The organism is Acetobacter sp. DmW_136 (assembly GCF_008690365.1).
In the GTDB taxonomy this organism is placed as follows: Bacteria; Pseudomonadota; Alphaproteobacteria; order Acetobacterales; family Acetobacteraceae; genus Acetobacter; species Acetobacter oryzifermentans.
Genome location: NZ_VHON01000007.1, coordinates 39,073 through 61,663, shown reverse-complemented (window position 1 = coordinate 61,663; position 22,591 = coordinate 39,073). Strand labels below are relative to the sequence as shown.

Annotated in this window: 20 protein-coding genes and 1 tRNA gene; 12 read left to right on the top strand and 9 right to left on the bottom strand. The window is 52.6% G+C overall.

The window, feature by feature from the left end; all coding sequences use genetic code 11:
- Nucleotides 1–34: 34 nt before the first annotated feature.
- The 3 genes from trxA to FKW31_RS03295 all read left to right on the top strand — a co-directional run bounded on the left by trxA (nt 35) and on the right by FKW31_RS03295 (nt 2,800).
- On the top strand, nt 35–361 hold the full coding sequence (trxA, locus tag FKW31_RS03305; protein ID WP_035353042.1) for a thioredoxin TrxA: 327 nt from the start codon (nt 35–37) through the stop codon (nt 359–361).
- 188 nt (nt 362–549) lie between these two features.
- Entirely contained in the window at nt 550–1,455 is a 906-nt protein-coding gene (gene accD / locus FKW31_RS03300; protein WP_150177696.1) for an acetyl-CoA carboxylase, carboxyltransferase subunit beta, read from the top strand.
- A 7-nt stretch (nt 1,456–1,462) separates the two neighbouring features.
- Nucleotides 1,463–2,800, top strand: a complete 1,338-nt coding sequence (locus tag FKW31_RS03295) for a folylpolyglutamate synthase/dihydrofolate synthase family protein (protein ID WP_150177693.1) — start codon at nt 1,463–1,465, stop codon at nt 2,798–2,800.
- Nucleotides 2,801–2,848: 48 nt separating this feature from the next.
- Here FKW31_RS03295 and FKW31_RS03290 read toward each other — a convergent pair.
- Nucleotides 2,849–2,923 (bottom strand) — tRNA-Thr (locus tag FKW31_RS03290).
- Nucleotides 2,924–2,995: 72 nt separating this feature from the next.
- On the opposite strand from FKW31_RS03290, the gene cysS reads away from it, so the two are divergent.
- Together cysS and FKW31_RS03280 are read left to right on the top strand one after the other, a co-directional pair.
- Entirely contained in the window at nt 2,996–4,429 is a 1,434-nt protein-coding gene (cysS, locus tag FKW31_RS03285; protein WP_150177897.1) for a cysteine--tRNA ligase, read from the top strand.
- Nucleotides 4,426–5,196, top strand: coding sequence for an RNA methyltransferase (locus FKW31_RS03280; RefSeq protein WP_006115623.1), 771 nt, complete (start codon nt 4,426–4,428; stop codon nt 5,194–5,196). Before cysS ends, FKW31_RS03280 begins: the two co-directional genes overlap by 4 nt.
- Before the next feature lie 64 nt (nt 5,197–5,260).
- Here FKW31_RS03280 and FKW31_RS03275 read toward each other — a convergent pair whose 3' ends face one another.
- Nucleotides 5,261–5,926 carry an alpha/beta hydrolase gene (locus tag FKW31_RS03275; RefSeq protein WP_003623374.1) on the bottom strand — a complete coding sequence of 222 codons (666 nt, stop codon included), beginning with the start codon at nt 5,924–5,926 and terminating at the stop codon, nt 5,261–5,263.
- Nucleotides 5,927–6,373: 447 nt separating this feature from the next.
- On the opposite strand from FKW31_RS03275, the gene FKW31_RS03270 reads away from it, so the two are divergent.
- From FKW31_RS03270 to FKW31_RS03245, 6 genes are all read left to right on the top strand, one after another.
- Entirely contained in the window at nt 6,374–7,558 is a 1,185-nt protein-coding gene (locus tag FKW31_RS03270) for a cysteine desulfurase family protein (protein ID WP_150177691.1), read from the top strand.
- 8 nt (nt 7,559–7,566) lie between these two features.
- The gene (locus FKW31_RS03265; protein ID WP_150177689.1) at nt 7,567–8,730 is read left to right on the top strand and encodes a cysteine desulfurase family protein; all 1,164 of its coding nucleotides are present in this window, start codon (nt 7,567–7,569) and stop codon (nt 8,728–8,730) included.
- A gap of 78 nt (nt 8,731–8,808) precedes the next feature.
- Nucleotides 8,809–9,123, top strand: a complete 315-nt coding sequence (locus FKW31_RS03260) for a ferredoxin family 2Fe-2S iron-sulfur cluster binding protein (RefSeq protein WP_006115619.1) — start codon at nt 8,809–8,811, stop codon at nt 9,121–9,123.
- Nucleotides 9,124–9,150: 27 nt separating this feature from the next.
- Nucleotides 9,151–10,233: a tRNA 2-thiouridine(34) synthase MnmA gene (gene mnmA / locus FKW31_RS03255; protein WP_063354763.1), complete on the top strand. Its 1,083-nt coding sequence runs from the start codon at nt 9,151–9,153 to the stop codon at nt 10,231–10,233.
- Between the two features lie 23 nt (nt 10,234–10,256).
- Entirely contained in the window at nt 10,257–10,928 is a 672-nt protein-coding gene (locus FKW31_RS03250) for a glutathione S-transferase (protein ID WP_166443375.1), read from the top strand.
- 56 nt (nt 10,929–10,984) lie between these two features.
- On the top strand, nt 10,985–12,082 hold the full coding sequence (locus FKW31_RS03245; RefSeq protein WP_150177685.1) for a glycosyltransferase family 4 protein: 1,098 nt from the start codon (nt 10,985–10,987) through the stop codon (nt 12,080–12,082).
- A gap of 20 nt (nt 12,083–12,102) precedes the next feature.
- Here the strand turns inward: FKW31_RS03245 and FKW31_RS03240 are convergent, their stop codons facing one another.
- From FKW31_RS03240 to rfbB, 7 genes are all read right to left on the bottom strand, one after another.
- Nucleotides 12,103–12,723, bottom strand: a complete 621-nt coding sequence (locus tag FKW31_RS03240) for an RluA family pseudouridine synthase (protein ID WP_238332730.1) — start codon at nt 12,721–12,723, stop codon at nt 12,103–12,105.
- A 53-nt stretch (nt 12,724–12,776) separates the two neighbouring features.
- Entirely contained in the window at nt 12,777–15,434 is a 2,658-nt protein-coding gene (locus FKW31_RS03235) for a DNA translocase FtsK (protein ID WP_193562036.1), read from the bottom strand.
- A gap of 235 nt (nt 15,435–15,669) precedes the next feature.
- On the bottom strand, nt 15,670–16,644 hold the full coding sequence (locus tag FKW31_RS03230; RefSeq protein ID WP_193562035.1) for a glycosyltransferase family 2 protein: 975 nt from the start codon (nt 16,642–16,644) through the stop codon (nt 15,670–15,672).
- Nucleotides 16,645–16,724: 80 nt separating this feature from the next.
- Nucleotides 16,725–17,630 carry a dTDP-4-dehydrorhamnose reductase gene (gene rfbD, locus FKW31_RS03225; RefSeq protein ID WP_150177679.1) on the bottom strand — a complete coding sequence of 302 codons (906 nt, stop codon included), beginning with the start codon at nt 17,628–17,630 and terminating at the stop codon, nt 16,725–16,727.
- Between the two features lie 2 nt (nt 17,631–17,632).
- Entirely contained in the window at nt 17,633–18,205 is a 573-nt protein-coding gene (gene rfbC, locus FKW31_RS03220; RefSeq protein ID WP_006115609.1) for a dTDP-4-dehydrorhamnose 3,5-epimerase, read from the bottom strand.
- A gap of 47 nt (nt 18,206–18,252) precedes the next feature.
- Nucleotides 18,253–19,164, bottom strand: coding sequence for a glucose-1-phosphate thymidylyltransferase RfbA (gene rfbA / locus FKW31_RS03215; RefSeq protein WP_035353063.1), 912 nt, complete (start codon nt 19,162–19,164; stop codon nt 18,253–18,255).
- On the bottom strand, nt 19,161–20,219 hold the full coding sequence (gene rfbB / locus FKW31_RS03210; RefSeq protein ID WP_006115606.1) for a dTDP-glucose 4,6-dehydratase: 1,059 nt from the start codon (nt 20,217–20,219) through the stop codon (nt 19,161–19,163). The genes rfbA and rfbB overlap by 4 nt, the downstream gene beginning before the upstream one ends.
- Before the next feature lie 201 nt (nt 20,220–20,420).
- Here rfbB and FKW31_RS03205 point away from each other — a divergent pair, with 201 nt between their 5' ends.
- Nucleotides 20,421–22,568, top strand: coding sequence for a GMP reductase (locus FKW31_RS03205; RefSeq protein ID WP_150177677.1), 2,148 nt, complete (start codon nt 20,421–20,423; stop codon nt 22,566–22,568).
- The last annotated feature ends 23 nt before the right edge of the window (nt 22,569–22,591 follow it).

Here is a 22,591-nt window from a genome sequence, read left to right as displayed (position 1 = left end):
CAGGCGCGTGCCGGAGATTTTAAGGAACCAGAAAATGAGTGAACACACGCTTGCTGTCAGCGATTCCAGCTTTGATAAAGATGTTCTCAAGGCATCTGGCCTTGTGCTGGTAGATTTCTGGGCAGAATGGTGCGGTCCGTGCAAGATGATTGGCCCAGCACTGGAAGAAATTGGCAAGGAACTTGCCGGTAAGGTGACTGTCGCCAAGGTAAATATTGATGACAATCCAGAAACCCCCAATGCGTATCAGGTGCGTAGCATTCCTACCCTTATGCTGGTGCGTGATGGTAAGGTTGTAGATAAAAAAGTGGGTGCCTTGCCCAAAAGCCAGTTGAAGGCATGGGTGGAAGGCGCTCTGTAATTAGAGCCTCAGTTATGGCCTGAAGCTTGGGGGTGAATTACAAGCTTCAGGCTTAGTTTCCGCAGGGGCATATAGCCTGTAAGTTCTCATAAAACTTGGCAGATAGCTTCAGCCAGCGTAATGCAACGCGTGCTGGGCCATATTATATTTGTCCCTGCAATTTGTATTGTGCAGTCACAGGGTTCAAAATGAGCTGGATCACCGAATATGTTCGTCCCAAAATTCGCGGCCTGCTGCGTCGGGATGTGCCGGATAATCTGTGGACGACCTGTGACTCATGCAGCCAGATGATTCTGACCAAAGAGCTGCACAAGGCATTGAATGTGTGCCCCCATTGTGGGCACCATATGCGTGCACCGGTTATGGACCGTCTGAAATGGACATTTGATAACGGGGACTTCACCCGTATCGAACTGCCATCTGCTCCGGTTGATCCGCTTGGGTTCCGCGATCAAAAAAAATATACAGATCGTCTTAAAGATGCGCGCGCAAAAAGCCATCTGGATGAATCGCTTATTGTGGCCCACGGCACCATTGGTGGCCATCAGGCTGTTGTAGGTGTGATGGCGTTTGAATTTATGGCAGGCACCATGGGGGCTGCGTTTGGTGAGCGCTTTGTGGCCGCTGCACGCTTGGCTATTCTGCAAAAAGCCCCTCTGGTTATATTTACGGCTTCTGGCGGCGCACGTATGCAGGAAGGCGTTATCAGCCTAATGCAGATGCCACGCACCACCGTAGCCGTTGAAATGCTTAAAGAAGCCGGGTTGCCTTATATTGTGGTGCTGACCAATCCAACCACAGGTGGGGTTACGGCTTCCTTTGCCATGTTGGGCGATGTGCAGATGGCCGAACCCAATGCGCTAATCGGTTTTGCTGGCCCTCGCGTTATTCAGGATACAGTGCGCGAAAAGCTGCCAGAAGGTTTTCAGCGGTCTGAATACCTGTTGGATCACGGTATGTTGGACATGGTGGTGCCGCGTAAGGATGTGCCCGCAACATTGGCCCGCGTGATCGGGCTGCTGATGCATGCACCGGCTGATGTAAAAGCACCGCCGCCGCGCCCAGAAGCACCGGCTCCCGCCGCCGCAGAGTAATTTTTCCATGACAAAAGTAGCAGCCTCTGGCCCAACAGCAGAATTTACGGGCCGGACTGGCGCGGTGTTGGAGCGGTTGAATAACCTATATCCAGCCCTGATTGATCTTTCCCTTGGGCGGTTAGAGGCGCTGCTAGCAAAGCTGGGGCACCCGGAAGAAAAGCTGCCCCCCGTTATCCATGTTGCAGGCACAAACGGGAAGGGCAGCACATGCGCAACTCTGCGTGCGATTGGTGAGGCCGCAGGCTGGCGTGTGCATGTGATGACATCCCCACATCTGGTGGATGTTACAGAACGGTTTCGTATTGCTGGTAAACTTGTTAGCGAATCGGAACTGGTTGCCACGCTGGAAGAAATCGAGCGAGTGAATGCTGGTGCGCCCATTACCGTATTTGAAGTTCTGACAGCGGCTGGCTTTCTGCTTTTTTCTCGCCATCCGGCAGATCTGGCTATTATCGAAGTGGGGCTTGGTGGCCGGTGTGATGCCACCAATGTGCTGCGTAAACCTGTGGCATGTATTGTTACCTCCGTCTCGCGCGATCACGAGGCATTTTTGGGGGACACGCTGGAAGCTATTGCCGGAGAAAAAGCCGGTATTTTCAAGCCGGGTGTGCCTGCTGTAACGGGCAAGCAGCCAGAGGCGGTTATGAAAGTTCTGCAAGCGGAGACCGAAAAGGTAGGGGCTCCGCTTTATCGTCGTGGGGCTGAATGGTCAGTTTTTTCGCAAAACGGTGCGGAGTCGGGCACAGCTAGGCTGACATTTACAGACAGGGCCGGAGAACTCACATTGCCTCAGCCAGCGTTGGTTGGGCCGTGGCAGGTTGAAAATGTGGGGCTTGCTGTAGAGGCATTGCGCGTTTCTGGCCTGCATGTGCCGGAGCAGGCGTGGCAGGGCATTGGCCGTGTAAACTGGCCTGCACGCATGCAACAGCTTCATGGCGCATTGGCTTCTCATCTGCCTAAGGGCTGGGAACTCTGGTTGGATGGTGGCCATAATCCCGGTGCAGGCAATGCTTTGGCGCAGGAACTGGCGCACTGGAAAGATCAGCCCCTGCATGTGCTGGTGGGCATGAAACAGACCAAAGATGCAACAGGGTTTTTGCACCCTGTATTGCCATTTGCATCTAGCGTGTGGGCTATTTGTGAGCCTCAGCAGCATTTGGCATTGCCGGTGGAAGCTATTGTGGAAGCTTCTGGCGGAAAGGCTCAGGTTGGGCCAACGCTGGTTGAGGCGTTGGATGCGCTGGTTGCCCAGAATCCACAGCCACATGCAAGAGTGCTGATTTGTGGCAGCCTATATCTGGCAGGTGTAGCCCTTAAGCAGGATGGATGGGTGGCCGCGTAAATCGGCCGCCTGCCACTAAACGCCAAGTTTTCAATGGGGAAGGAAAAATGGTGCCCCCAGTAGGATTTGAACCCACGACCTACCGCTTACAAGGCGGTTGCTCTACCACTGAGCTATAAGGGCACTCATGCGTCTTGCGCAGGGGCAGAATTAAGCTGAAACTACCCCCTGTCGTCAAGACCTGTTTTTACGTTGATGGAAGGTTTTTTGAGGCGGCAGGATATTGCATCCAAACCGCTGCTGGCGCATCTAGGCTGCATGCCGCACTCTCATCTTCCTCCTCATCCAGTTCTATCCCTGCACGATAGCCAAAGCCGTGCCACGGTGCCGTTTACGCCTATCGATCCGGCACACGTAAAAGTCTATTATTGTGGACCAACAGTGTATGACTTGGCCCATATCGGCAATTTGCGGGCTATGTTGACGGCAGATGTGCTGGTGCGTTTGCTACGATATGTTTACCCGCGTGTGACATTTGTGCGGAACATCACGGATGTTGATGACAAAATTACCGCCCGTGCCCGTGCGAATGGGGAGGATATTGGTTCTCTTACCCAGCGCACGACAGAAGAATTCCATCAAGATTTAGCATCCATGAATGTGCTGCCGCCGGATATAGAGCCGCGCGCCACACATAATATTGGTGAAATGCAGGCCATGATTGCGCGGTTAATTAAAAACGGCCACGCGTATGAGGCCGAAGGACACGTGCTGTTTTCGGTCAGCTCCTTTCCATCCTACGGCGCACTTTCTGGCCGCAACCCGGAAGATCTTGAAGCTGGCGCACGTGTAGAGGTGGCTCCCTACAAAAAAGCACCGGGTGATTTTGTGCTGTGGAAACCATCGGATGCAGACCAGCCAGGGTGGGATAGCCCTTGGGGCCGTGGGCGGCCGGGGTGGCATATTGAATGCTCGGCTATGTCTCATCGCTATTTGGGGGATAGCTTTGATATTCATGGTGGCGGATCAGACCTTCTGTTCCCGCACCATGAAAACGAACGTGCCCAGAGCCTGTGTTGCTTCCCACATGGCAAGTTTGCCAATTATTGGGTGCACAATGCCATGCTGCTGGTTGAGGGTGAGAAAATGTCCAAGTCTTTGGGCAATTTTCTGACCATTCGGGATGTGCTGGCCCAAGCCCCGGCAGAAGCTCTGCGGTTGCTGCTGTTGGGGGCGCATTATCGCTCTACGCTCAATTATACGCAGGCCGGTTTGCAGGAAGCGCGTAAAACGCTGGATCGGTTCTACCGTGCGCTTGCTGCGGGGCCGGTGCCAAAAACAGATGTGCCAGAGGGCGTTTTGCAAGCTCTGGCAGATGATCTTAATACACCCAAGGCTATTGCGGAGCTGCACGCTCTTGCAGCGCAAACTTTGGCAGGAGACAGGCAAGCCGCAGGCGCGCTTAAAGCGGGTGCAGGCATGCTGGGGCTTTTACAGGGTGACCCGGAGCAGTGGTTTAAAGGTGATGCATCTGATGAAGACGCCGCGATTGAAGCCCTGATCAACGAACGTCTGGCGGCTCGCAAAGCGCGGGATTTTGCAAAGGCCGATGCGCTACGTGATCAGCTTCAGGCTCAGGGCATTGTGCTGGAAGATACCAAAGACGGCACAAGCTGGAGGCGCGCATGACCGGGCGGGACGGAGGCGCACCTCTGGAGCCAATAGGCAATACGCCAGTTGTTATTTTGGTGCGTCCGCAGATGGCGGAAAATATTGGCACCACAGCGCGCGCCATGGCCAATGGGGGCCTTTTCCATTTGCGGCTTGTCAGCCCAAGGGATGGATGGCCGCAAGAGCGCGCATGGCGTGCTTCCTCCGGGGCAGATCGGATTCTGGAAGCTGCAACGGTGCATGAGAGTGTGGATGATGCCGTGGCAGACTTGCACCATGTGTATGCAACGTGCCCACGGCCTCGGCATATCATCAAGCCAGTTTTAACGGCCCGTGGTGGTGCAGCGGAATTGCGTGCGGCAACAGGGCGCGGGTTAAAAGTTGGCCTGATGTTTGGCCCCGAACGTGCTGGCCTTGATAATGAAGATATGGCGCGGGCAGATGCACTGATTCGCTATCCGCTTAATCCGGCTTTCATGTCGCTTAATCTGGCGCAGGCCGTCATGATCATGGCTTATGAATGGTGGATGGCAGAGGATCAGACCCCCCCGCATGAACTCATGACGAATGAGACCCATGTGGCCACCAAAGGGGAGTTGGAAAACTTTCTGCAACATCTGGAGCGTGAGCTAGATAGCTGCGGTTTTCTGCGTAATGAGCAGAAACGGCCCGGTATGGTGCGGAACCTACGCCACTTTTTTACACGCGGTGAGGTAACAGAGCAGGAACTGCGCACGTTGCATGGTGTTGTACGAGAGCTGGCACACCCGCGCCGAAAAGACTGATATTTTTTAAGGAAATATATCTGCTGCCAGTCCATAAAAATGGCTGGCAGCAGTAAAGCGGTTTTTAGTCCGCCGCCAAAGGCATATTATGGTGCGCCATGGCCTTGGTTACGTGGTCTTCCACCGCGTTGGTAATCTTATCTACCTGTTTGGCAAAGATATGATCCGCTTCGGGGAAAACGCGGTAATCAACTGTTACACCTTTTTGGGTGTTCAGCTTATCCACCAGTTTATGAATGGCAGGTTCTGGGGCCATATCATCCTTGCCGCCAGCAATCATCAGGCCACCGCAGGGGCATGGTGCCAGAAAGCCGAAATCATAATGCGCGGCAGGTGGCGCAATGCTGATCCAACCAGTAATTTCTGGGCGGCGCATCAGCAATTGCATGCCAACAAAAGCACCAAAAGAATAACCTGCAATCCACAGACCACTGGCGTTGGGGTTAACCATCTGCATCCAGTCCAGCGCTGCGGCGGCATCTGAAATTTCGCCAATACCGCCATCAAACCGCCCCTGAGAACGGCCAACCCCGCGCGAATTGTAACGCATGACGGAAAAGCCCATCTTTTCGAACGTGCGATACAGCGCATAGGTAATGCGGTTGTTCATGGTGCCGCCGTGCAGCGGGTGGGGGTGCAGCACGAGGGCAAGCGGGGCGTTGGGCTCGTTTGAATGGTGATAGCGCCCTTCAAGACGACCATCAGGGCCGGCAAACATAACCTCTGGCATTCGGGTTCCGCTTGATCATGGAAAACGTCCGTGGGCATGACGTTTCCGGGTTCTGTAAACAGGTCTGGCTAAAAACGATGCCACGTTCCTAATCAGGCCATGCGGGGCAGAAGCCACGCAGTTAAATGTTCAACACACCTTTCCTTTCCGTTTGTGGGGAGGAAATGGAAAGGAAAGGTTCTTTAGGTATATGGTGTCTCTGATGTGTAGAGAAAATAGCAGAAGGTGTTTTCTGCCGTTGACCTTGGAGAAGACACAGGCATAATCATGCACCAAGATTCCGTGGAGATCGTAATGCGTGGGGGAAGGTTTTTCTCCCAGCGTGATTAGGCATGCTGCACCTCGTGGTGTTGACCATGCGGCTTTCTATAGCGGCTGTGCGACCAAGATTTCCACATAAATCGTTATAATGGCTGTTTTTCGCCCTTTTGGGTATGGCATGTCTGTGTGGCAGGCGATCTGATTTGGGGCATCATGACAAGCAGAACAGAAAAAAACAGCAGTGGTTCAGATGTGGTTTATCTGGACGCTAATGCAACAGAGCCTTTGCGCCCCCAAGCGCGTGAAGCCTTGCTGGAAGCTGCTGATTTAACAGGGAATCCATCTTCCGTGCATCGGGCTGGCCGTAAGGCTCGCGCTTTGTTGGAACAAGCCCGTAATACGGTTGCACGTTATCTGGATGTAGCGCCGCTGAACTGTATTTTCACATCAGGAGGTACAGAAGCGAATGTGCTGGCTATGAGGGGACTCGGCCAAGGCCGCAGGTTCCTGATAGGGCGCACGGAGCATGATGCTGTTCGCAAGGGTGCACCAGAAGATGCACACGTGGCGTGGTTGGATGTGGATGCCAATGGTCAGGTACGGTTAGATAAGCTGGAACAAGCGCTGGCGCAGGATGAAACACCTGCTTTTGTATGTTTGATGCTGGCGAATAATGAAACAGGCGTGCTGCACCCAATTGATGATGTGGTTTTGCTGTGCCGGAAGTACGGGGCGCATTTGCATGTAGATGCGGTGCAGGCAGCCGGGCGCTTGCCATTATCTGTTGAGAAAAGCGGAATCGATAGCCTTGCGTGCTCAGGCCACAAAATGGGTGGACCAAAAGGTGCGGGGGCCTTGTTGTTGCGTGGGCCAGCCCCGGCACGTGTGCTGCCAATATTTGAGGGCGGAGGGCAGGAGCAGGGTCGTCGTGGCGGCACGCCTCCGCTACCGGCTATTGCGGGCCTGGCCGCAGCCTTAGGTGCGGCGCTGGAGCAGCCGCGAGATCTAGCCCCGTTGCGGAATAGTATTGAGCAGGCGGCCATGGCCGCAGGCGCCAAAATATTTGGGGCAGATGTGCCGCGCCTGAACAATACTGTTTCTTTGGCATTGCCGGGCAGGCGGGCGCAGGCGCAACTGATGCGCCTAGATCTGGATGGTATTTGTGTTTCGGCTGGCTCGGCCTGTTCTTCGGGTAAAGTAGCGTTTTCACACGTGTTGGAAGCTATGGGGGCGGATGACTTGGCCGGGCAGGCCTTACGCGTTTCTTTGCCGTGGAATGTGACAGAGCAAGATGTTGCCCGCTTCATCGAATCTTATACCCGTATGGCGCAAAGCCCGGCAGCTATTGGGCTCATGGATTCTCTGGTGTAATTTCGATCATGGCATCTTCTATTTATTTTGATCATGCAGCCACCACACCGTGTGATCCGCGGGTGCGCCAAGTGCTGCTGGATGTTCTGGACCATGAAAATGGTAACCCACACAGTACAACGCACGAAGCGGGTATGCGTGCGGCAGACAGAGTAGCACATGCGCGTAACCAAGTTGCCAGCTTGATAGGGGCTGATGCCAAGGAAATCATTTTTACATCGGGTGCTACAGAAGCCAATAATCTGGCCATTAAAGGGGCTGTACGCCATCTGGCTGCACAGGGTAGCCCGCGTAAGCGTGTTATAACTGTCGCAACAGAGCACAAATGTGTTTTGGAAAGCGTACGAGATCTGGCGCAGGAAGGGTTTGAACCTGTTGTGCTGCCAGTAGATGCTAACGGCCTGCTTGATCCATCTGTGCTACAAGAGGCGCTAAAAGTGCCCACAGCACTTGTTTCCATTATGGCGGCGAATAATGAAACAGGCGTGCTGCAAGACATGCCGGTTCTTAGCGCTTTAGTGAATGAAGCAGGAGCTTTACTGCATTCTGATCTGGCGCAAGCCGCGGGGAAAATTCCTGTAGATGTGCGGGCATGGGGTTTGGCTTTGGCTTCTGTTTCCAGCCACAAACTGTATGGCCCAAAAGGTGCTGGAGCATTGTTTGTGCGGCGTCGGCCACGTGTCCGTCTGGTGCCTCTGTTTTCTGGCGGAGGGCAGGAACGTGGCGTGCGCTCTGGCACCGTGCCCGGTTTTCTTGTGGCTGCGTTTGGAGAAGCCTGCCAGATTGTAAAGCAGGAGATGGATGCTGGCTTTGAGCATTTATCCATGTTGCAACGCGTTTTTCTAAACAAACTGAATGCTGTTTTGCCGGGGTGTGAGGTTAATGCCGTTGCAGCCCCACGTTTGCCGGGTATTTTTAACCTGCGCTTGCCCGTAGGTGTTTCGGCTTTGGATGTTGTGGCGGTTATGCCAGATCTTGCTGTTTCTTTAGGATCGGCCTGTTCTTCGGCAGAACTCGCCCCATCTTATGTGCTGGAAGCAATGGGGTTGCGTAGGGAAGAAGCGGGAAGAAGCTTGCGTCTGTCTCCCGGACGTTTTACCTCAGCCGCCGAAGCAGAACGCGCGGCAGAAAATTTGGCGCAGGCTGTCTTGCGGGTGCGGAGCGTAACGTAAGTTACCAAGTGCAACCCAACAGAAGCGCCATCACCCCACATGCCGCAATGAAACAGCCTTTGGCAGGATGGAAAACCAATGCCCCAGATGACATTTGTTGAACAGGACGGAACCGAACACAAAGTGGATGCGCCGGTTGGCCTTTCCGTGCTGGAAATTGCCCACAAGCATGGCATTGATCTTGAAGGCGCGTGTGAGGGTTCTCTGGCCTGTGCAACGTGCCATGTGATTGTAGATCCAACTTGGGCCCCCAAGCTGGCAGCCCCTACAGATGATGAAGAAGATATGTTGGATCTGGCTTTTGGGCTGGAAAAAACATCTCGCTTGGGCTGTCAGATTGTCATGACAGATGCACTGGATGGTTTGGTTGTACGCCTGCCCAGCAAGGCCTGAAGCCGTTTTAAAAAGGATATAGCGCTCATGCGTATACTTGTTGCCATGTCTGGTGGGGTGGATAGCTCTGTTGTAGCTGCTCGCCTTCTGGAGGAAGGGCATGAAGTTGTGGGTGCTACCTTGCAGCTTTACGATTCGCGTGGGGCTGCAAAAAAAGGTGCGTGCTGCGCGGGGCAGGATATTCGGGATGCCCGTGCAGTGGCAGACCTTCTGGGCTTTCCGCATTACGTGATTGATGCGGAACGCCGTTTTAAGGATAGCGTTATAGAGCGTTTTGCAGATGCCTATGCATCGGGTGAAACGCCAGTGCCCTGTGTGGCGTGCAATCAGGGTGTAAAGTTTACGGATCTGTTGGGCCTTGCGCGTGAAATTGGCGCAGATGCTATGGCAACAGGCCATTACGTTCGTCGTGTAGAAGGGCCAGAGGGCGCAGAACTGCACCGCCCGTGTGATGAAGACCGGGATCAGAGCTGGTTCCTGTTTGCTACCACGCGGGATCAGCTTGAGTTTCTGCGCTTTCCGCTAGGCGATATGCCAGACAAGGCTGCCGTTAGAAAAGAAGCCGAGCGTTTTGGTCTGGTTGTTGCGGGCAAACCAGATAGCCAGGATCTATGCTTTGTAAGCGATGGCTCCTACGTGGATCTGGTTGAAAAAATGCACCCTGAAATGGCTGGTCCGGGTGAAATTGTGGATCAGCAGGGGCAGATTGTCGGCCAGCACGAAGGTGTTATGCGGTTTACTGTAGGCCAAAGCAAAAGGCTGGGGAATGCCGCGCGCCTGAATGGCGAACGCCAGATGGTGGTTGGTGTAGAACCGGGCCGCAGGCGTGTGATTATTGGCCCGCGGGAAAAATCTTTTGTTACGGCCCTTTCCGTGCGGAATGTGAACTGGCTGGTAGATGCCCCCCCAGAAGGTTTGGTCTGCCGCGTGCAGATGCGCGCGCGGGAAGAGCCTCGGGCCGCCCGCGTGGTGCCTACGCCGGAGGGGGCTATGGTGTATCTGGAAGAACCAGCTATGCCCGCCCCTGGGCAAGCCTGTGTATTCTATCAGGGCACGCGTATTCTGGGTGGTGGGTTTATCCGCCGTATGGAAGAAACTGTTCCAGCATAATTTTGGGGTAAAGGGCACGAATGATGGCTGATGGTCGGCTTGTTATTGGTACGCAGCGGTATTCTTCGTGGTCTTTGCGGGGCTGGCTGATGGTAAAGCTGGCACAACTGAATGTGGATATAGATGTTGTGCCGCTAGCAGGTGGTGGCAGAACCACAGTGCTTAAAACACTGTCTCCCAACGGGTGCGTGCCGTATTTGGAGCATGAAGGCGCTGTTGTGTGGGATTCGCTTTCCATTGCGGAATACTGCGCAGAACACCAGCCTGCACTATGGCCGTCTGAACGGTGCAAACGTGCGATCGCACGCTCCATATCAGCAGAAATGCATTCAGGATTCCGTGGCGTGCGTTCTGCTCTGCCGATGAATCTGGGGCGAGATTCTCGTCCGCTGGCAGAGCCTTTAGCGGAAGATGTGTTAAAGGATATCGCCCGAATTGATGCCATCTGGACAGATGCCAGAGCCCGTTATGGGGCTAATGGCCCGTATCTGTTTGGTGCATCTTTTGGAAATGCAGATGCCATGTTTGCCCCGATTGTCTGCCGATTCCTGTCCTATGACGTTACAGGGCTATCCGATGTTTCCCGCGCTTATATGGAAGCCGTGCGGCAGCACCCGCTGATGCGGGAATGGTATAAAGAGGCGGCAGATGAACCGGCAGAGTGGCAGTTGGATATGTATGAATCCATCCCCTGATACGGTGTGACGTTCTACAGTGTGCCCCACAGAATGTATGATACCGGAGGGGTAAAATGGCGCGTGCCTTACGGGTTTTAACAGTTTTACCCCCTCGAGAAAGATTTGCACCGCAACAGGCTGGGGCCATTGCGTTACTGGTGCATCGCACAGCCTTAGAAGGTGAAACTGTTGTAGGGTCACCTCTATCTGTTCCAAGTTTTCAGGGTGTGGCTTTCCAGCCCGTTCCTTCCATTTTGTATCTGTGGGGGCGGATTGGCCGATATATAGCCGGAGTAGCCAGAAAAATTCGGCAGCTTCAACCAGAACTCGTTGAGGTTCATAACCGGCCAGATATTGCACTGGGGCTACGCAAGCGTTTCCCTCATCTTCCTGTTTCTTTAGTGCTGCATAATGATCCGTGCGGCATGAAGAAAGCGCACACAGCAGCAGAACGAGAAACGCTAGCACGCAACGTGGCGGTGGTTGCCGTATCTGAATGGGTGCAAAAGCGCTTTAAAAGTTCAGTACCTGCTGCGGATGTGTATGTGCTGCCCAATTGTTTGGACTTTTCAGCTTTGCCTGAAGTTTCTCAAAAGCGCGAGAATCTGTTGCTGTTTGCGGGCCGTGTTGTTGCCGATAAAGGTGTGGATTCCTTTGTAGCAGCTTGTGCTGAAATATTACCCTCCCATCCTGTATGGCGTGCTGAAATTATTGGTGCAGACAGGTTCGGCCCGGATTCTCCGCAAACGCCTTTTTTAAAGCAGTTGCGTGTGCAAGCACAGGCAGCCCATGTGGCGATGGCCGGGTATCAACCCCATCATAAAGTGTTGGATGCTATGGGGCGGGCAGCTATTGTTGTCATACCTAGCCGTTGGCCAGAACCTTTTGGCATGGTAGCCTTGGAAGCTATGGGAATGGGTGCGGTTGTGGTCGCTTCCTCTCGTGGTGGTCTGCCAGAAGTGGTCGGAAATGCCGGGTTATATGCTAACCCGGATGATGTTCCGGCTTTAGCGAATGTTTTGCGTGGTTTGATGAACAATACGCAAAAGCGCAGCCAGATGTCTGTTGCAGGTAGTAAACAGGCCCAAAAATTTGATGCAGAAATTATCCGAAAAAAACGGCAGCTTTTACATGAGGACATTGTCAAAACGTGGCTGCATAAAAGAAAATAAACTTCCATCTTTTGGGGCGCTTAAAGTTTGGCTTCCTCGTTAGGTTTCCATCCGCAAGCTTGCAAAGCTGGCACCATGCCGGGGCGAGGCGGTGCAACCGCTGTAATGGGGGGAGAAAGTGGCAGGGTTAAACTTCTGGCCAGAAGGTGCAATCCTTCAGAGTGCGGCGTGCCATAAAGAGGATCACCTATAATAGGCCAGCCCATGGCGGCACAATGCACGCGGGCCTGATGTGTGCGCCCTGTTTCAAGGGTAAGCTCCAGCCAGCACATCCCCTTGCTTCGGCCAAGAACTTTCCATTTTGTGGCGGCATGCGTGCCAGAAGGAGATGCAACCATCTGCCAGCCTTTTTTAGAGGATTGTTTTTCAAGTGGCAGGTCTATGCGGCCAGTGTTTGCCTGTGGGCCGGTTTGTACAACGGCCCAATAGGTTTTCTGTGCCGTTTTGGTGGCAAAGGCTTGTTGTAAGGCCAGAAGGGGTTGCTTGCGTAAGGCTATGGCCAAGCAGCCTGATGTATCTGTATCCAGCCTATGCGCCAGCCATGGCCCATCCTTACGACGAGAAAGCAGCGGAAACCAGTCTTCAACACTTGGCCCACCAGCAGGGCCTGCATGAACAGGCAGGCCTGCCGGTTTATTCAAAATAACCAGATGATGATTCTGATAGAGGATGGGGGGCGAAGAAGGAGGAATGTTTAATCCTCCCGATTAGCGCCAACCAACACCTTGCGGCGGCCAACGCGGTCGGCTTGGCTGATAATGCCGTCTTTTTCCATCTGCTCAATCAACTTGGCGGCACGATTATAGCCAATGGAAAGCTTGCGCTGAATGAAGGAGGTAGAGGCTTTGCCTTCAGCAGTTACAATGGAAACGGCTTCATCATACATTTCGGATTCACCGTTATCACCGCCGCCAGAACGGCCAGAACTACTATTGGAGGATGCTGTTTCATCCACGGGTTCTGCCAACACGTCATCATCGTAAACAGGTTCTCCCTGTTCTTTCAGGAAGTTAACAACCTGCTCCACTTCACTATCGGCCACAAAGGGGCCGTGCACGCGGGTAATGCGGCCGCCACCTTGCATGAATAGCATGTCACCTTGGCCCAATAGCTGTTCAGCCCCCTGTTCGCCCAAGATGGTGCGGCTATCAAACTTGCTGATAACCTGAAAGGAAATACGGGTGGGGAAGTTGGCTTTAATAGTGCCGGTAATTACATCCACAGAGGGGCGTTGCGTGGCCATAATAACGTGAATACCAGCAGCACGCGCTTTTTGGGCCAGACGCTGCACGCAGGCATCAATTTCTTTCCCGGCTGTCATCATCAGGTCAGCCATTTCGTCAATAATCACGACGATATAGGGCATGGGGTCTAGCGTAACAGATTGTTCCTCAAAAACCGGGTTTCCAGTTTCGGGGTCAAACCCTGTCTGCACGCGGCGCACAACCACTTCACCATCGGCACGGGCTTCTGCTGCACGGGCATTATAGCCCGCAATATTCCGCACCTGCATATGTGCCATGGTGCGGTAACGGCGGTCCATTTCGCGCACAACCCATTTAAGGGCGTTTACGGCTTTTGGCGGCTCTGTCACCACCGGGGTAAGTAAATGTGGAATGCCATCATAGATGGAGAGTTCCAACACCTTAGGGTCAATCATGATCAGGCGGCATTCATCGGGGGAAAGCCGATAAAGCAGCGACAGAATCATGGCGTTTACACCAACAGATTTACCCGAACCCGTGGTGCCAGCTACTAGCAGGTGCGGCATACGCGCCAGATCACTGAATGTCGGCTCACCAGCAATATCTTTGCCCAAAGCCAGAGGAAGCTGGCCCGGATCATCCCGCCATGTCGGCTGGTTGAGCAGCTCAGAAAGGTAAACCGTTTCACGCGTTTGATTAGGCACTTCAATGCCCATCACGTTACGGCCCGGCACCGTGGCAATACGCACACTCAACACAGAAAGAGAGCGTGCCACATCATCTGAAAGGCCAATAATACGGGCAGAACGAATACCCGGCGCTGGCTCCAGTTCATAGAGCGTAACAACGGGCCCTGCGCTCATGCCTACAATTTTGCCCTGCACACCATAATCGGCTAGCACCTGTTCTAGAAGTCGTGCTGTTGCGTGAAGCGCTTCTGGGGAAGGGCCTGTGCGTGTATTGCTCGGGGCCGGTTTGAGAAGGCTGAGAGGTGGGAGTTCCCATCCACCTTTACGCACAGTGGCGCCTGCACGGGCCGTAGGGTTGGTGCTGCCTTCCTGATTTGCACTTCCAGAAAACAGACGCCCCAGAATACTCGATTTAGCCGCTTTTTCTGCAACGGGTTGCAGAGGCGGAGGGGGCGCTTGTGTGACGACTGGAGCCGGCGTAGCAGCAGGCGCAGGGTCTGGCATATGATGTGCTAATTCCATGGAAGAAGAAACCGCAGGTTTTTTGCTGTCTTCTTCATTATGCAAAACCAAGGCTGTGCCAGCAGATGCGGGCGTAGATATTGGTGCCGCGTGGGAAACTTCTTCTACCTCTGGTTCATCATGAGCAAAGAGAGACTGTGAGGAAGCTTGAGGTCGGTTTTTATAAAGATCGGCTGTTTCCGTGGGAGTATAGGCATCGGTCTGGGGTTTGCGGCTGGCATAGTAACGCACAAAGCGCACCCCAAGCTTGCCCGGCAAGCGCAGCAACGTAAGTGTTACCCGCCAGATGGCAAACCATTCCTCCCGCCGCAGGCCTGTTGCTAAAGCCATAAGCAGAAAAGCCAGTAGCAACCCAAGCAGCCACAGCACCATACCACCAGCCGGACCAATGGCCGCCATACCAGCGGCAATGGATGTTTGGGCAATGGAATGGCCAATGCCCCCGCCAACACCCGCTTGGGTTGGCCAGTTGATGGCGGGCAGGGCAGTGAAGAGCAGAGGAATAGCAGATAGCAATGCGCCAGAAACTGGTAACAGGCACAGAATAGCTACAACACGCATGGCAAATACAGGCCATGATTCGTGGCCCAGTAGCCGGTGGCTCATAAACCGCCAGCCCCATGCAATCAGAATTAACGCGGGCAGAATGGCTGCCAACCCCACGCCCTGCAACAGCGTATCGGCAAAAAAGGCCCCGCTTATGCCTAACAGGTTGGTAGGCGGCTGGCCTGTTGCTGTGTTGAAGGATGGATCATTGGGATTATAGCTGACAAGTGCAGCCAATAAAGCGCAGGCCAGAACGCATAGCGCAAGCCCACCACCTTCCTCCAGGCGCAAACGCAACGTGCTTTTGTGTGAGGATGGGGGATAATGATCGGATTGCGTAGGGCTTATGCGCGCCAAGGGTGTTGATCCTGACTCCAGAAGCCGAAACACGTTTCCAGCATGCCAGAAAAATGTTTGCGGGTGATTGATGAGAATGATTCGGTTTTAGCAGTAGCGGTAATCTATCGTGAACAGCTTTATAGCAGAAGCACTGGAACGTGGTTTTGTTAAGGAAGGTGTAAAGAAAATGCAGGTGTTGAGCACATTATCTTGCTCATAATGTTTTGTTTGCACGCTATCGGTAATGGAAAAGCGCAAAGCCAATCTCAAAACTACGAGATATTATTCAGCCCAGCAGAAACCACAGCCTGAAAATAATTTGTTCCGGCCAAGTATATCTACGCAGTTTGGGGGAGTGCTGTAGCATCTGCCATCTGTGCCATCTTCCTATTATACCTGATTGTGACAGCACTCTCTGTAATGCATCTAAAAAATGGCGGTTGTTTGCTGAAAGGTAAGTTTGTTTGCCAAGATAGGCCAGATTATCCCGAAAGATAGACATAAACTGCCAAGGCCCGCGCCGAAGGGCGGCTAATGCCCGTTGCGTAAATAAGGCAGGTGCGCCCACGGCATTATTATCATGCTGGCGATAAAATAGTGTGGGCTGATTGTCTGTAATAACTGTGCCATCTGCGCCAGTTACAACCAGATAAGCCCACCAATCATGCAAAATATGATTTGGCGGTGGAAAGCTGCCTTGCAAGAGGGAGACCGCCGCGGGGGCAAGCATAATGGTGCAGCCTGTGGCAATATTCTGCGTTAATGCCATTTGAAAACATGGATTTGGCGGTAACTGCGGTGAAATGCTGATTGGGCGCAGCTTGGTGTCTGTTAAGCGTTGGCGTGAGCAATAAAGCGCAGGTTTTTGGGTGGTTGTTAGCGCTGTGAGCCCACGTTCCAGTTTATGCGGAAACCAGACATCATCCTGATCACAGAAGGCAACAAAAAAGCCCGCGGGCACATCTTTCAGAAGTGTTGCGTAAGAAAGTACAACCCCCACATGCGCAGGGGATGACGTAATTTGCCTGCAACGTTGATGGCCGACATCCATGGTAAACTGATGCATGCATGCGATACTTGCATCTGTAGATCCATCATCTCGCCACAGCAGAACCCAGTTTGTATGCGTTTGCTGTTTAAGAGATGTTAGCAGATCATTTAAAAATGCAGCACCATTGTAAACAGAAAGTAAAACGGCAACAGGAACGGTTTCCTGAGATTGGGGAAGATCCATCCCGTGTTGCACGTTTGGTGTCTGCACCTGACTGTTCACTTCTGTATTTTGTCAGGCGGTATTGATTGAAATAACCTTCTGGGGCCGCCTGTTTCCCCAGAGAGGTGTCAGGAAGGTGTGGTGAAGATTTGGTGTACCACCTTGTTCACGCTTTCCTGCCATTGCGGCATTTGAATACCAAATACGTGCGCGAGTTTGCTGTTATCCATGCGGGAATCAGCCGGACGCTTGGCAGGGGTTGGCCAATCTTCTGTGCGAATGGCTGTAATGGTGGGTTTGGCTTGGCCATATTCAGCCGCTTTTTGTAGCGCGGCTTCGGCCAGACCATGCCACGTTGTCTCACCCGTGCCACAAGCATGGTAAATGCCTGCGTATTCATCTTTCCAGCCGGTGTTTTCAATAGTGGCCAGAATGGAAAGAATAGCCTGCGCCAGATCATCTGAACAGGTTGGGTTGCCGCGTTGATCCCCCACAACCTTCAAGGCTGGGTTTTTGGCGCCAACATTTAGCATTGTGCGCACAAAGTTTTTCCCGTGCGCTGAATAAACCCAAGAGGTGCGCAGAATGATGCTACGCGGATCAGCCGCCAGAATACGTTGTTCACCTTCAGCTTTGGTGCTGCCGTAAACAGTCTGTGGAGAAACAGGGTCTGTTTCCACATAAGGTGCGCCTTTGTCTCCAGCAAAAACATAATCTGTGGAAACATGGATAAAAGGTATGCCGCGTTCTGCACACAGGCGGGCCAGCAGTTCTGGCCCCGTTGTATTGGCACGAGCTGCGGCTTCAGGTTCACTTTCTGCCAGATCAACAGCCGTCCATGCTGCGGCGTTTACCACAGCAACCGGTTTGATGGCGTCTAGCGTAGCTTTAAGTGTTTCAGGGCGCTCAAAATCAAAATCAGGACGGCCGACGCAACGGATGCGCGGGCCACCGAGATTTACCAGAGATGTTGCCAGTTGGCCTTTTCCGCCAGTTACCAGAACAGGGCCGCCAGTTTCAGACAGAATGCTCATGCTTAGCCTTCTTTCCCCGTATACTGAAACCATCCCTTGGCTGCTGAAAATTCTGGGGCCAGCAAGTCTTTTTCAGACAATACGGCATCCTCAGCCTTAACGGGCCACTCAATCCCGAGTTCCGCGCTGTTCCAGATAACGGCGCGTTCAGATGCTTTGCTGTAAAGAGCCGTGCATTTGTATTGCACTTCTGCATTTTCAGTCAGGGTGCAAAAGCCGTGAAGAAAGCCAGGTGGAATCCAGAGCTGAGACCAATTTTCTTCAGAAAGTTCAGCCGCAACCCATTTGCCATAAGTAGGGGAGCCTGTGCGCGCATCTACGGCAACATCCCAAATGGCACCGCGGGTGCAACGTACCAGTTTGCCCTGTGCAAACGGATCAAGCTGGCAATGCAGGCCACGGATAACGCCTTTCTGGCGGGAAAGGCTCTGGTTATCCTGCACGAAAGGTTCCGTAATGCCTGCTTCGCGCATGCGTTCGATATTGTAGGTTTCTGAAAAGAACCCACGATTGTCACCAAAGCGTGGTGGCGTAATCAGAATAACATCGGGAATGGCAAGGCGTTCGGATTTCATGCGCGGGAAACTCCTGCGTTGCTATAGGGGAAAGGAAAAAGCAGGCCTTAGTGGCCTGCACCTTCAGATGAAGCGAGGTTGAACAATACCCGGCCCAGTTCTGTTTTACCCATGCGTTTGGCATGTTCTTTAAGATGATCGGCAGAAATATACCCCATACGGAAGGCCACTTCTGCAGGAGAACCGACAAGCATGCCCTGACGTGCCTGAATGGTGTGCACAAACTGGCTGGCTTCTAACAGGCTGTCGGGAATACCCGCATCCAACCAGGCGCAACCACGGCCCAGACGCTCAACTTGCAGGTTGCCTTCTTCCAGGTAAAAACGGTTTAGATCTGTAATTTCCAACTCACCACGTGCGGAAGGTTTTACCTTTTTGGCAAAATCCAACACACGGTTATCATAGAAATACAGGCCAGTTACTGCCCAGTTTGAAGGTGGGTTGGTGGGCTTTTCCACAATATCAAGCGCACGGTCTGTTTCATCAAAGGAAACAACCCCATAACGTTCGGGGTCACGTACCTGATAAGCAAAAACAGTAGCGCCTTGTGGGCGTGCAGCCGCTTTTTGCAAGGAAGCGCTGAGGTGATCGGCAAAGATCAGGTTGTCACCCAGAGCCAATGCGCAAGGTGCATCCTGTAGCCAGTCTTCAGCAATCAGGAAGGCCTGTGGAATACCATCTGGTGAAGGCTGGACACGGTATTCAAAGTTTACACCAAACTGAGAGCCATCTCCTAGCAGGCGCTTAAACTGCGGCAGATCCAGCGGGGTGCTGATGATCATGATATCCTTGATACCTGCCAGCATAAGCGTGGAAAGCGGATAATAGACCATTGGTTTATCATAAACTGGCAGCAACTGTTTGCTGGCTGCCAGTGTCATGGGGTAAAGCCGCGTGCCAGATCCGCCAGCCAGCAGAATGCCCTTCATGGGGGTAGGAGTAGCAGGTTTTTGAATCATGGAGCAGTGGTTCCCAGTCTCTGGCCAGTATAGCGGCGGGCGCGAATGCTTTCCCACCACGCGCGGTTGTCCAGATACCACTGGACAGTGCGGCGGATGCCGGTTTCAAAATTATGCTTGGCTTTCCAGTCCAACGCTTTTTCTGCGTGGGAAGGATCAATTTCGTAACGGAAATCATGGCCGGGGCGATCTGTTACATAACGGATCAGCCGTTCATGTGGGCCTGCGGCATCTGGAGAGAGTTCATCCAGAATGCGGCAGATTGTCTGCACAACTTCCAGATTGGTGCGCGGCTGGCGGGCGCCAATAGCGTAGGTTTCACCAGGTTTACCCGTTTCAACGGCTTTCACCAGAGCTTCTGCGTGGTCTTCCACAAACAGCCAATCACGCACATTGTCACCCTTGCCATATACGGGCAGTTCTTTGCCCTCAATGGCGTTAATGGTGATAAGCGGGATCAGTTTTTCAGGAAAATGCCAGATGCCGTAGTTATTTGTCGTGTTGGTGACAAAAGTGGGCAGCCCGAAGGTATGATACCAAGCCCGAACCAGATGATCGGAAGATGCCTTGCTGGCCGAATATGGGCTGCGTGGATCATACGGCGTTGTTTCGGTAAACGGCGGATCATTGGGGCCGAGTGCACCAAAAACCTCATCCGTGGAGATATGATGAAAGCGGAAGGCTTCTTGCGCTTCCTTATCCAGAGTCATCCAGTATTTGCGGGCGGCCTCCAGCATGGAGTATGTGCCCACCACATTTGTCTGGATAAAGACGCCCGGCCCATCAATGGAGCGATCAACATGGCTTTCCGCCGCCAGATGCATAACTGCATCTGGTTTAAAACTGTTGAACAGCTTTTCCAGCGCAGGTGTATCTATGATGTTGGTCTGTGAGAACGTATAGCGTTCGCTCTCTGGGGCGTCTTCAACTGTCTCAGGAGAAGCTGCATAAGTCATGCAGTCAACATTCAGGACAGAATGTGAGGTATTGTGTATGATGTGGCGAATAACGGCAGACCCGATAAACCCACAACCACCGGTTAATAAGATGCGCATGCTATGTCGTTCTTCAAGACCAGAATGATATAATTGCCTGATAACAGCTTATCAGTCATATGGGAGAAGAAAGCAATTCTCCAGCATTCTTACGTTTTTTCTATGCAAATCTGGATAGAGAAGGATATCTCACCCGTTAGACAAAAATATACACAGTCTAATTGAGGTAGAACTTCTATAAATGAGGGTGTTTTTAATTCAATGACAGGAACCCGCCAAACAGATCCAATGCAGTGGGTGCATATGGTTCCGGAACTGGCATTTCTGGCTGCTTCCTCTCCTGTTATTGGAAAACCAGAGCAATCAAAACCGTTTGTTTGTGAGCAACACAATGGAGCATGGACGCCGGTTTTTGGGAAACTGTTTCTGGAAAATAAAGAACAAATTTCTTTTTATGGGCGCATGGCGCTGGAATTGGCTTTTCTGCTGAATAGCCTGCCTGCGCATGATGTGAAGAAATATTTAAATCGCATTTGGGTAGCTTGCGCCCGCAGTGCGGCGCGGTGGTGGAAGATTTTTGGTGGGCCTGTAGAAAACTGCCCGGAAAGATGGGTGGAAGCGCTGGCAGCAGATAGGCTGCCTGATATGGAATGGTTGCAGCAGGTATGCCAACAGCAGTTATCTTCTGTATTTCAGGTAGGAAACGATCCGCAGGTTTTTTCTGGTCAAACTGAAAATGTTAATGATTTTTGCCAGTGGGTGCAGCGCGTCTGGCCTTATCTCGGATCTTCTGACGTGCTTATGGCAGAAGGTGGGGATGAAAGACTCGGCCTTAATCCTCAAACCCATCAGAATCGTTATGGCTGCACCTATAGTCCTTCTGTAACAGGCGGACAGTATTCTTCTTCCACGGCCTCATCGCCGTCTTTGCATGCATTTAATGCTGTGGAGAAATGTCGGCTGGGGCTGGTGCGGGAGATGCTTGTGCAGCCTCCAGAAGTGCCATTGCTTGCGCTTGAAGCAGATACCAAGGTCTTTTTGGCGCAATATTACGGTGTTGAAAAACCAGATAACTGTATTTTAGCGCCATCAGGTACGGATTCCGTGCTGGCTGCGTTGGCTCTTTCTTTGGTTGTTAACCCTGCCGTAGGTGTGGTTTTGGCAGGTGTGGAAGAAACCGGCAGCGGTGTGCCATTGGCAACGCAAGGTCGGCATTTTGCAAGCACAACTGCATTGGGTTTCCGTGTTCGCAAAAGCGAGAAGATATCTGGGTTTCCAGCAGGCACACAGTTGGTAACAGCTCCATTGCGCACCGAAAATGGCGAGCTGAATTCTCGGCAAAATATTTTCCATATTTGTCAGCAGCAGATTCATAAAGCCATACAGGCCGGGCAACGCGTGCTGCTTTATTTGCTGGATACCTCTAAAACGGGCCAGCTTGTTCCCGATATGCAGGTCGTGCAGGCGCTTTGCCATACATATCCGGGTCAGATTGATGTTGTGGTGGATGCTTGCCAAGCGCGCCTGATGCCTGAGCGTATCAAGGCCTATTTGCAGCGTGGCTGGGCTGTTATGGTTACGGGTTCCAAATTTTATACAGGCCCGGCGTTTTGTGGGGCACTGTTATTGCCAGAAGCGTGGCGGCAACGGCTGGATCATGCTGTGTTGCCATCAGGGCTGGTAGCCTATTTTAATCAGGCGGAATGGCCCGCCTGTAAGGCAACAGCTTCTTTAAACAATGGGTTTAATTTGGGGCTATTGCTGCGCTGGGTTGGTGCATGTGCGGAAATCAAACGTTTTTCTGACGTGCCTGCCACAGAAAAAATCCATCGCTTGGGGCAGTTTCTGGGTGGAATACGCCATATTCTGGAGCAGGATCAGACAATAGAGCTATTGCCAGATACCTTTGCAAAGCGGAGCGCTCTGCCCGATGCGTGGGATCAACAGCAAACCATTTTTTCTTTTCTGATCAATGGTGGGGGTAATAGCGGCATGACTCCCGTCTTAAACCTTGAGGAATGTCGCCAGCTACATGTGTGGTTAAAACAGGATATCTCTGGCTATCTGCCATTCGGCTGTCCAGATTCTGTGTATCAGATTATGGCCAGAAATTATCAGCTAGGGCAACCTGTTGCTGTGCCTTATGCACAGGTGCGCGGGCAAATGGCGGGTGCTTTAAGAATTTCTGTTAGTGCCCGCCATATTTCTGGGTCAGATATGCCTACAGGTATGGCGTATCAAACGTATCTGGATCAGGAGATACAAAATGTTCAATATGTCATGGAAAAGATTTCCCTGATCCTGCGCTATTGGCCATTTTTGCAGAAAGCGGAGGAAAAGGCGGCTTCTGCGCAGTCTGAAAACGTGGTGGATGTTGAGGCGGAAGTATTGCTTCCTGTTGCATTGTAGGGGGCACCATTTCGGCTCTTGCG

Bases quoted from the DNA above. Each gene is read 5' to 3' on its own strand.
- FKW31_RS03280 (WP_006115623.1), top strand. From the start codon at position 4,426: ATGACCGGGCGGGACGGAGGCGCACCTCTGGAGCCAATAGGCAATACG.
- FKW31_RS03250 (WP_166443375.1), top strand. From the start codon at position 10,257: ATGGCTGATGGTCGGCTTGTTATTGGTACGCAGCGGTATTCTTCGTGG.
- FKW31_RS03265 (WP_150177689.1), top strand. From the start codon at position 7,567: ATGGCATCTTCTATTTATTTTGATCATGCAGCCACCACACCGTGTGAT.
- FKW31_RS03295 (WP_150177693.1), top strand. From the start codon at position 1,463: ATGACAAAAGTAGCAGCCTCTGGCCCAACAGCAGAATTTACGGGCCGG.
- rfbD (WP_150177679.1), bottom strand. From the start codon at position 17,630: ATGAGCATTCTGTCTGAAACTGGCGGCCCTGTTCTGGTAACTGGCGGA.
- FKW31_RS03205 (WP_150177677.1), top strand. From the start codon at position 20,421: ATGACAGGAACCCGCCAAACAGATCCAATGCAGTGGGTGCATATGGTT.
- FKW31_RS03245 (WP_150177685.1), top strand. From the start codon at position 10,985: ATGGCGCGTGCCTTACGGGTTTTAACAGTTTTACCCCCTCGAGAAAGA.
- rfbB (WP_006115606.1), bottom strand. From the start codon at position 20,219: ATGCGCATCTTATTAACCGGTGGTTGTGGGTTTATCGGGTCTGCCGTT.
- cysS (WP_150177897.1), top strand. From the start codon at position 2,996: ATGGAAGGTTTTTTGAGGCGGCAGGATATTGCATCCAAACCGCTGCTG.
- trxA (WP_035353042.1), top strand. From the start codon at position 35: ATGAGTGAACACACGCTTGCTGTCAGCGATTCCAGCTTTGATAAAGAT.
- FKW31_RS03260 (WP_006115619.1), top strand. From the start codon at position 8,809: ATGCCCCAGATGACATTTGTTGAACAGGACGGAACCGAACACAAAGTG.
- rfbA (WP_035353063.1), bottom strand. From the start codon at position 19,164: ATGATTCAAAAACCTGCTACTCCTACCCCCATGAAGGGCATTCTGCTG.
- rfbC (WP_006115609.1), bottom strand. From the start codon at position 18,205: ATGAAATCCGAACGCCTTGCCATTCCCGATGTTATTCTGATTACGCCA.
- accD (WP_150177696.1), top strand. From the start codon at position 550: ATGAGCTGGATCACCGAATATGTTCGTCCCAAAATTCGCGGCCTGCTG.
- FKW31_RS03275 (WP_003623374.1), bottom strand. From the start codon at position 5,926: ATGCCAGAGGTTATGTTTGCCGGCCCTGATGGTCGTCTTGAAGGGCGC.
- mnmA (WP_063354763.1), top strand. From the start codon at position 9,151: ATGCGTATACTTGTTGCCATGTCTGGTGGGGTGGATAGCTCTGTTGTA.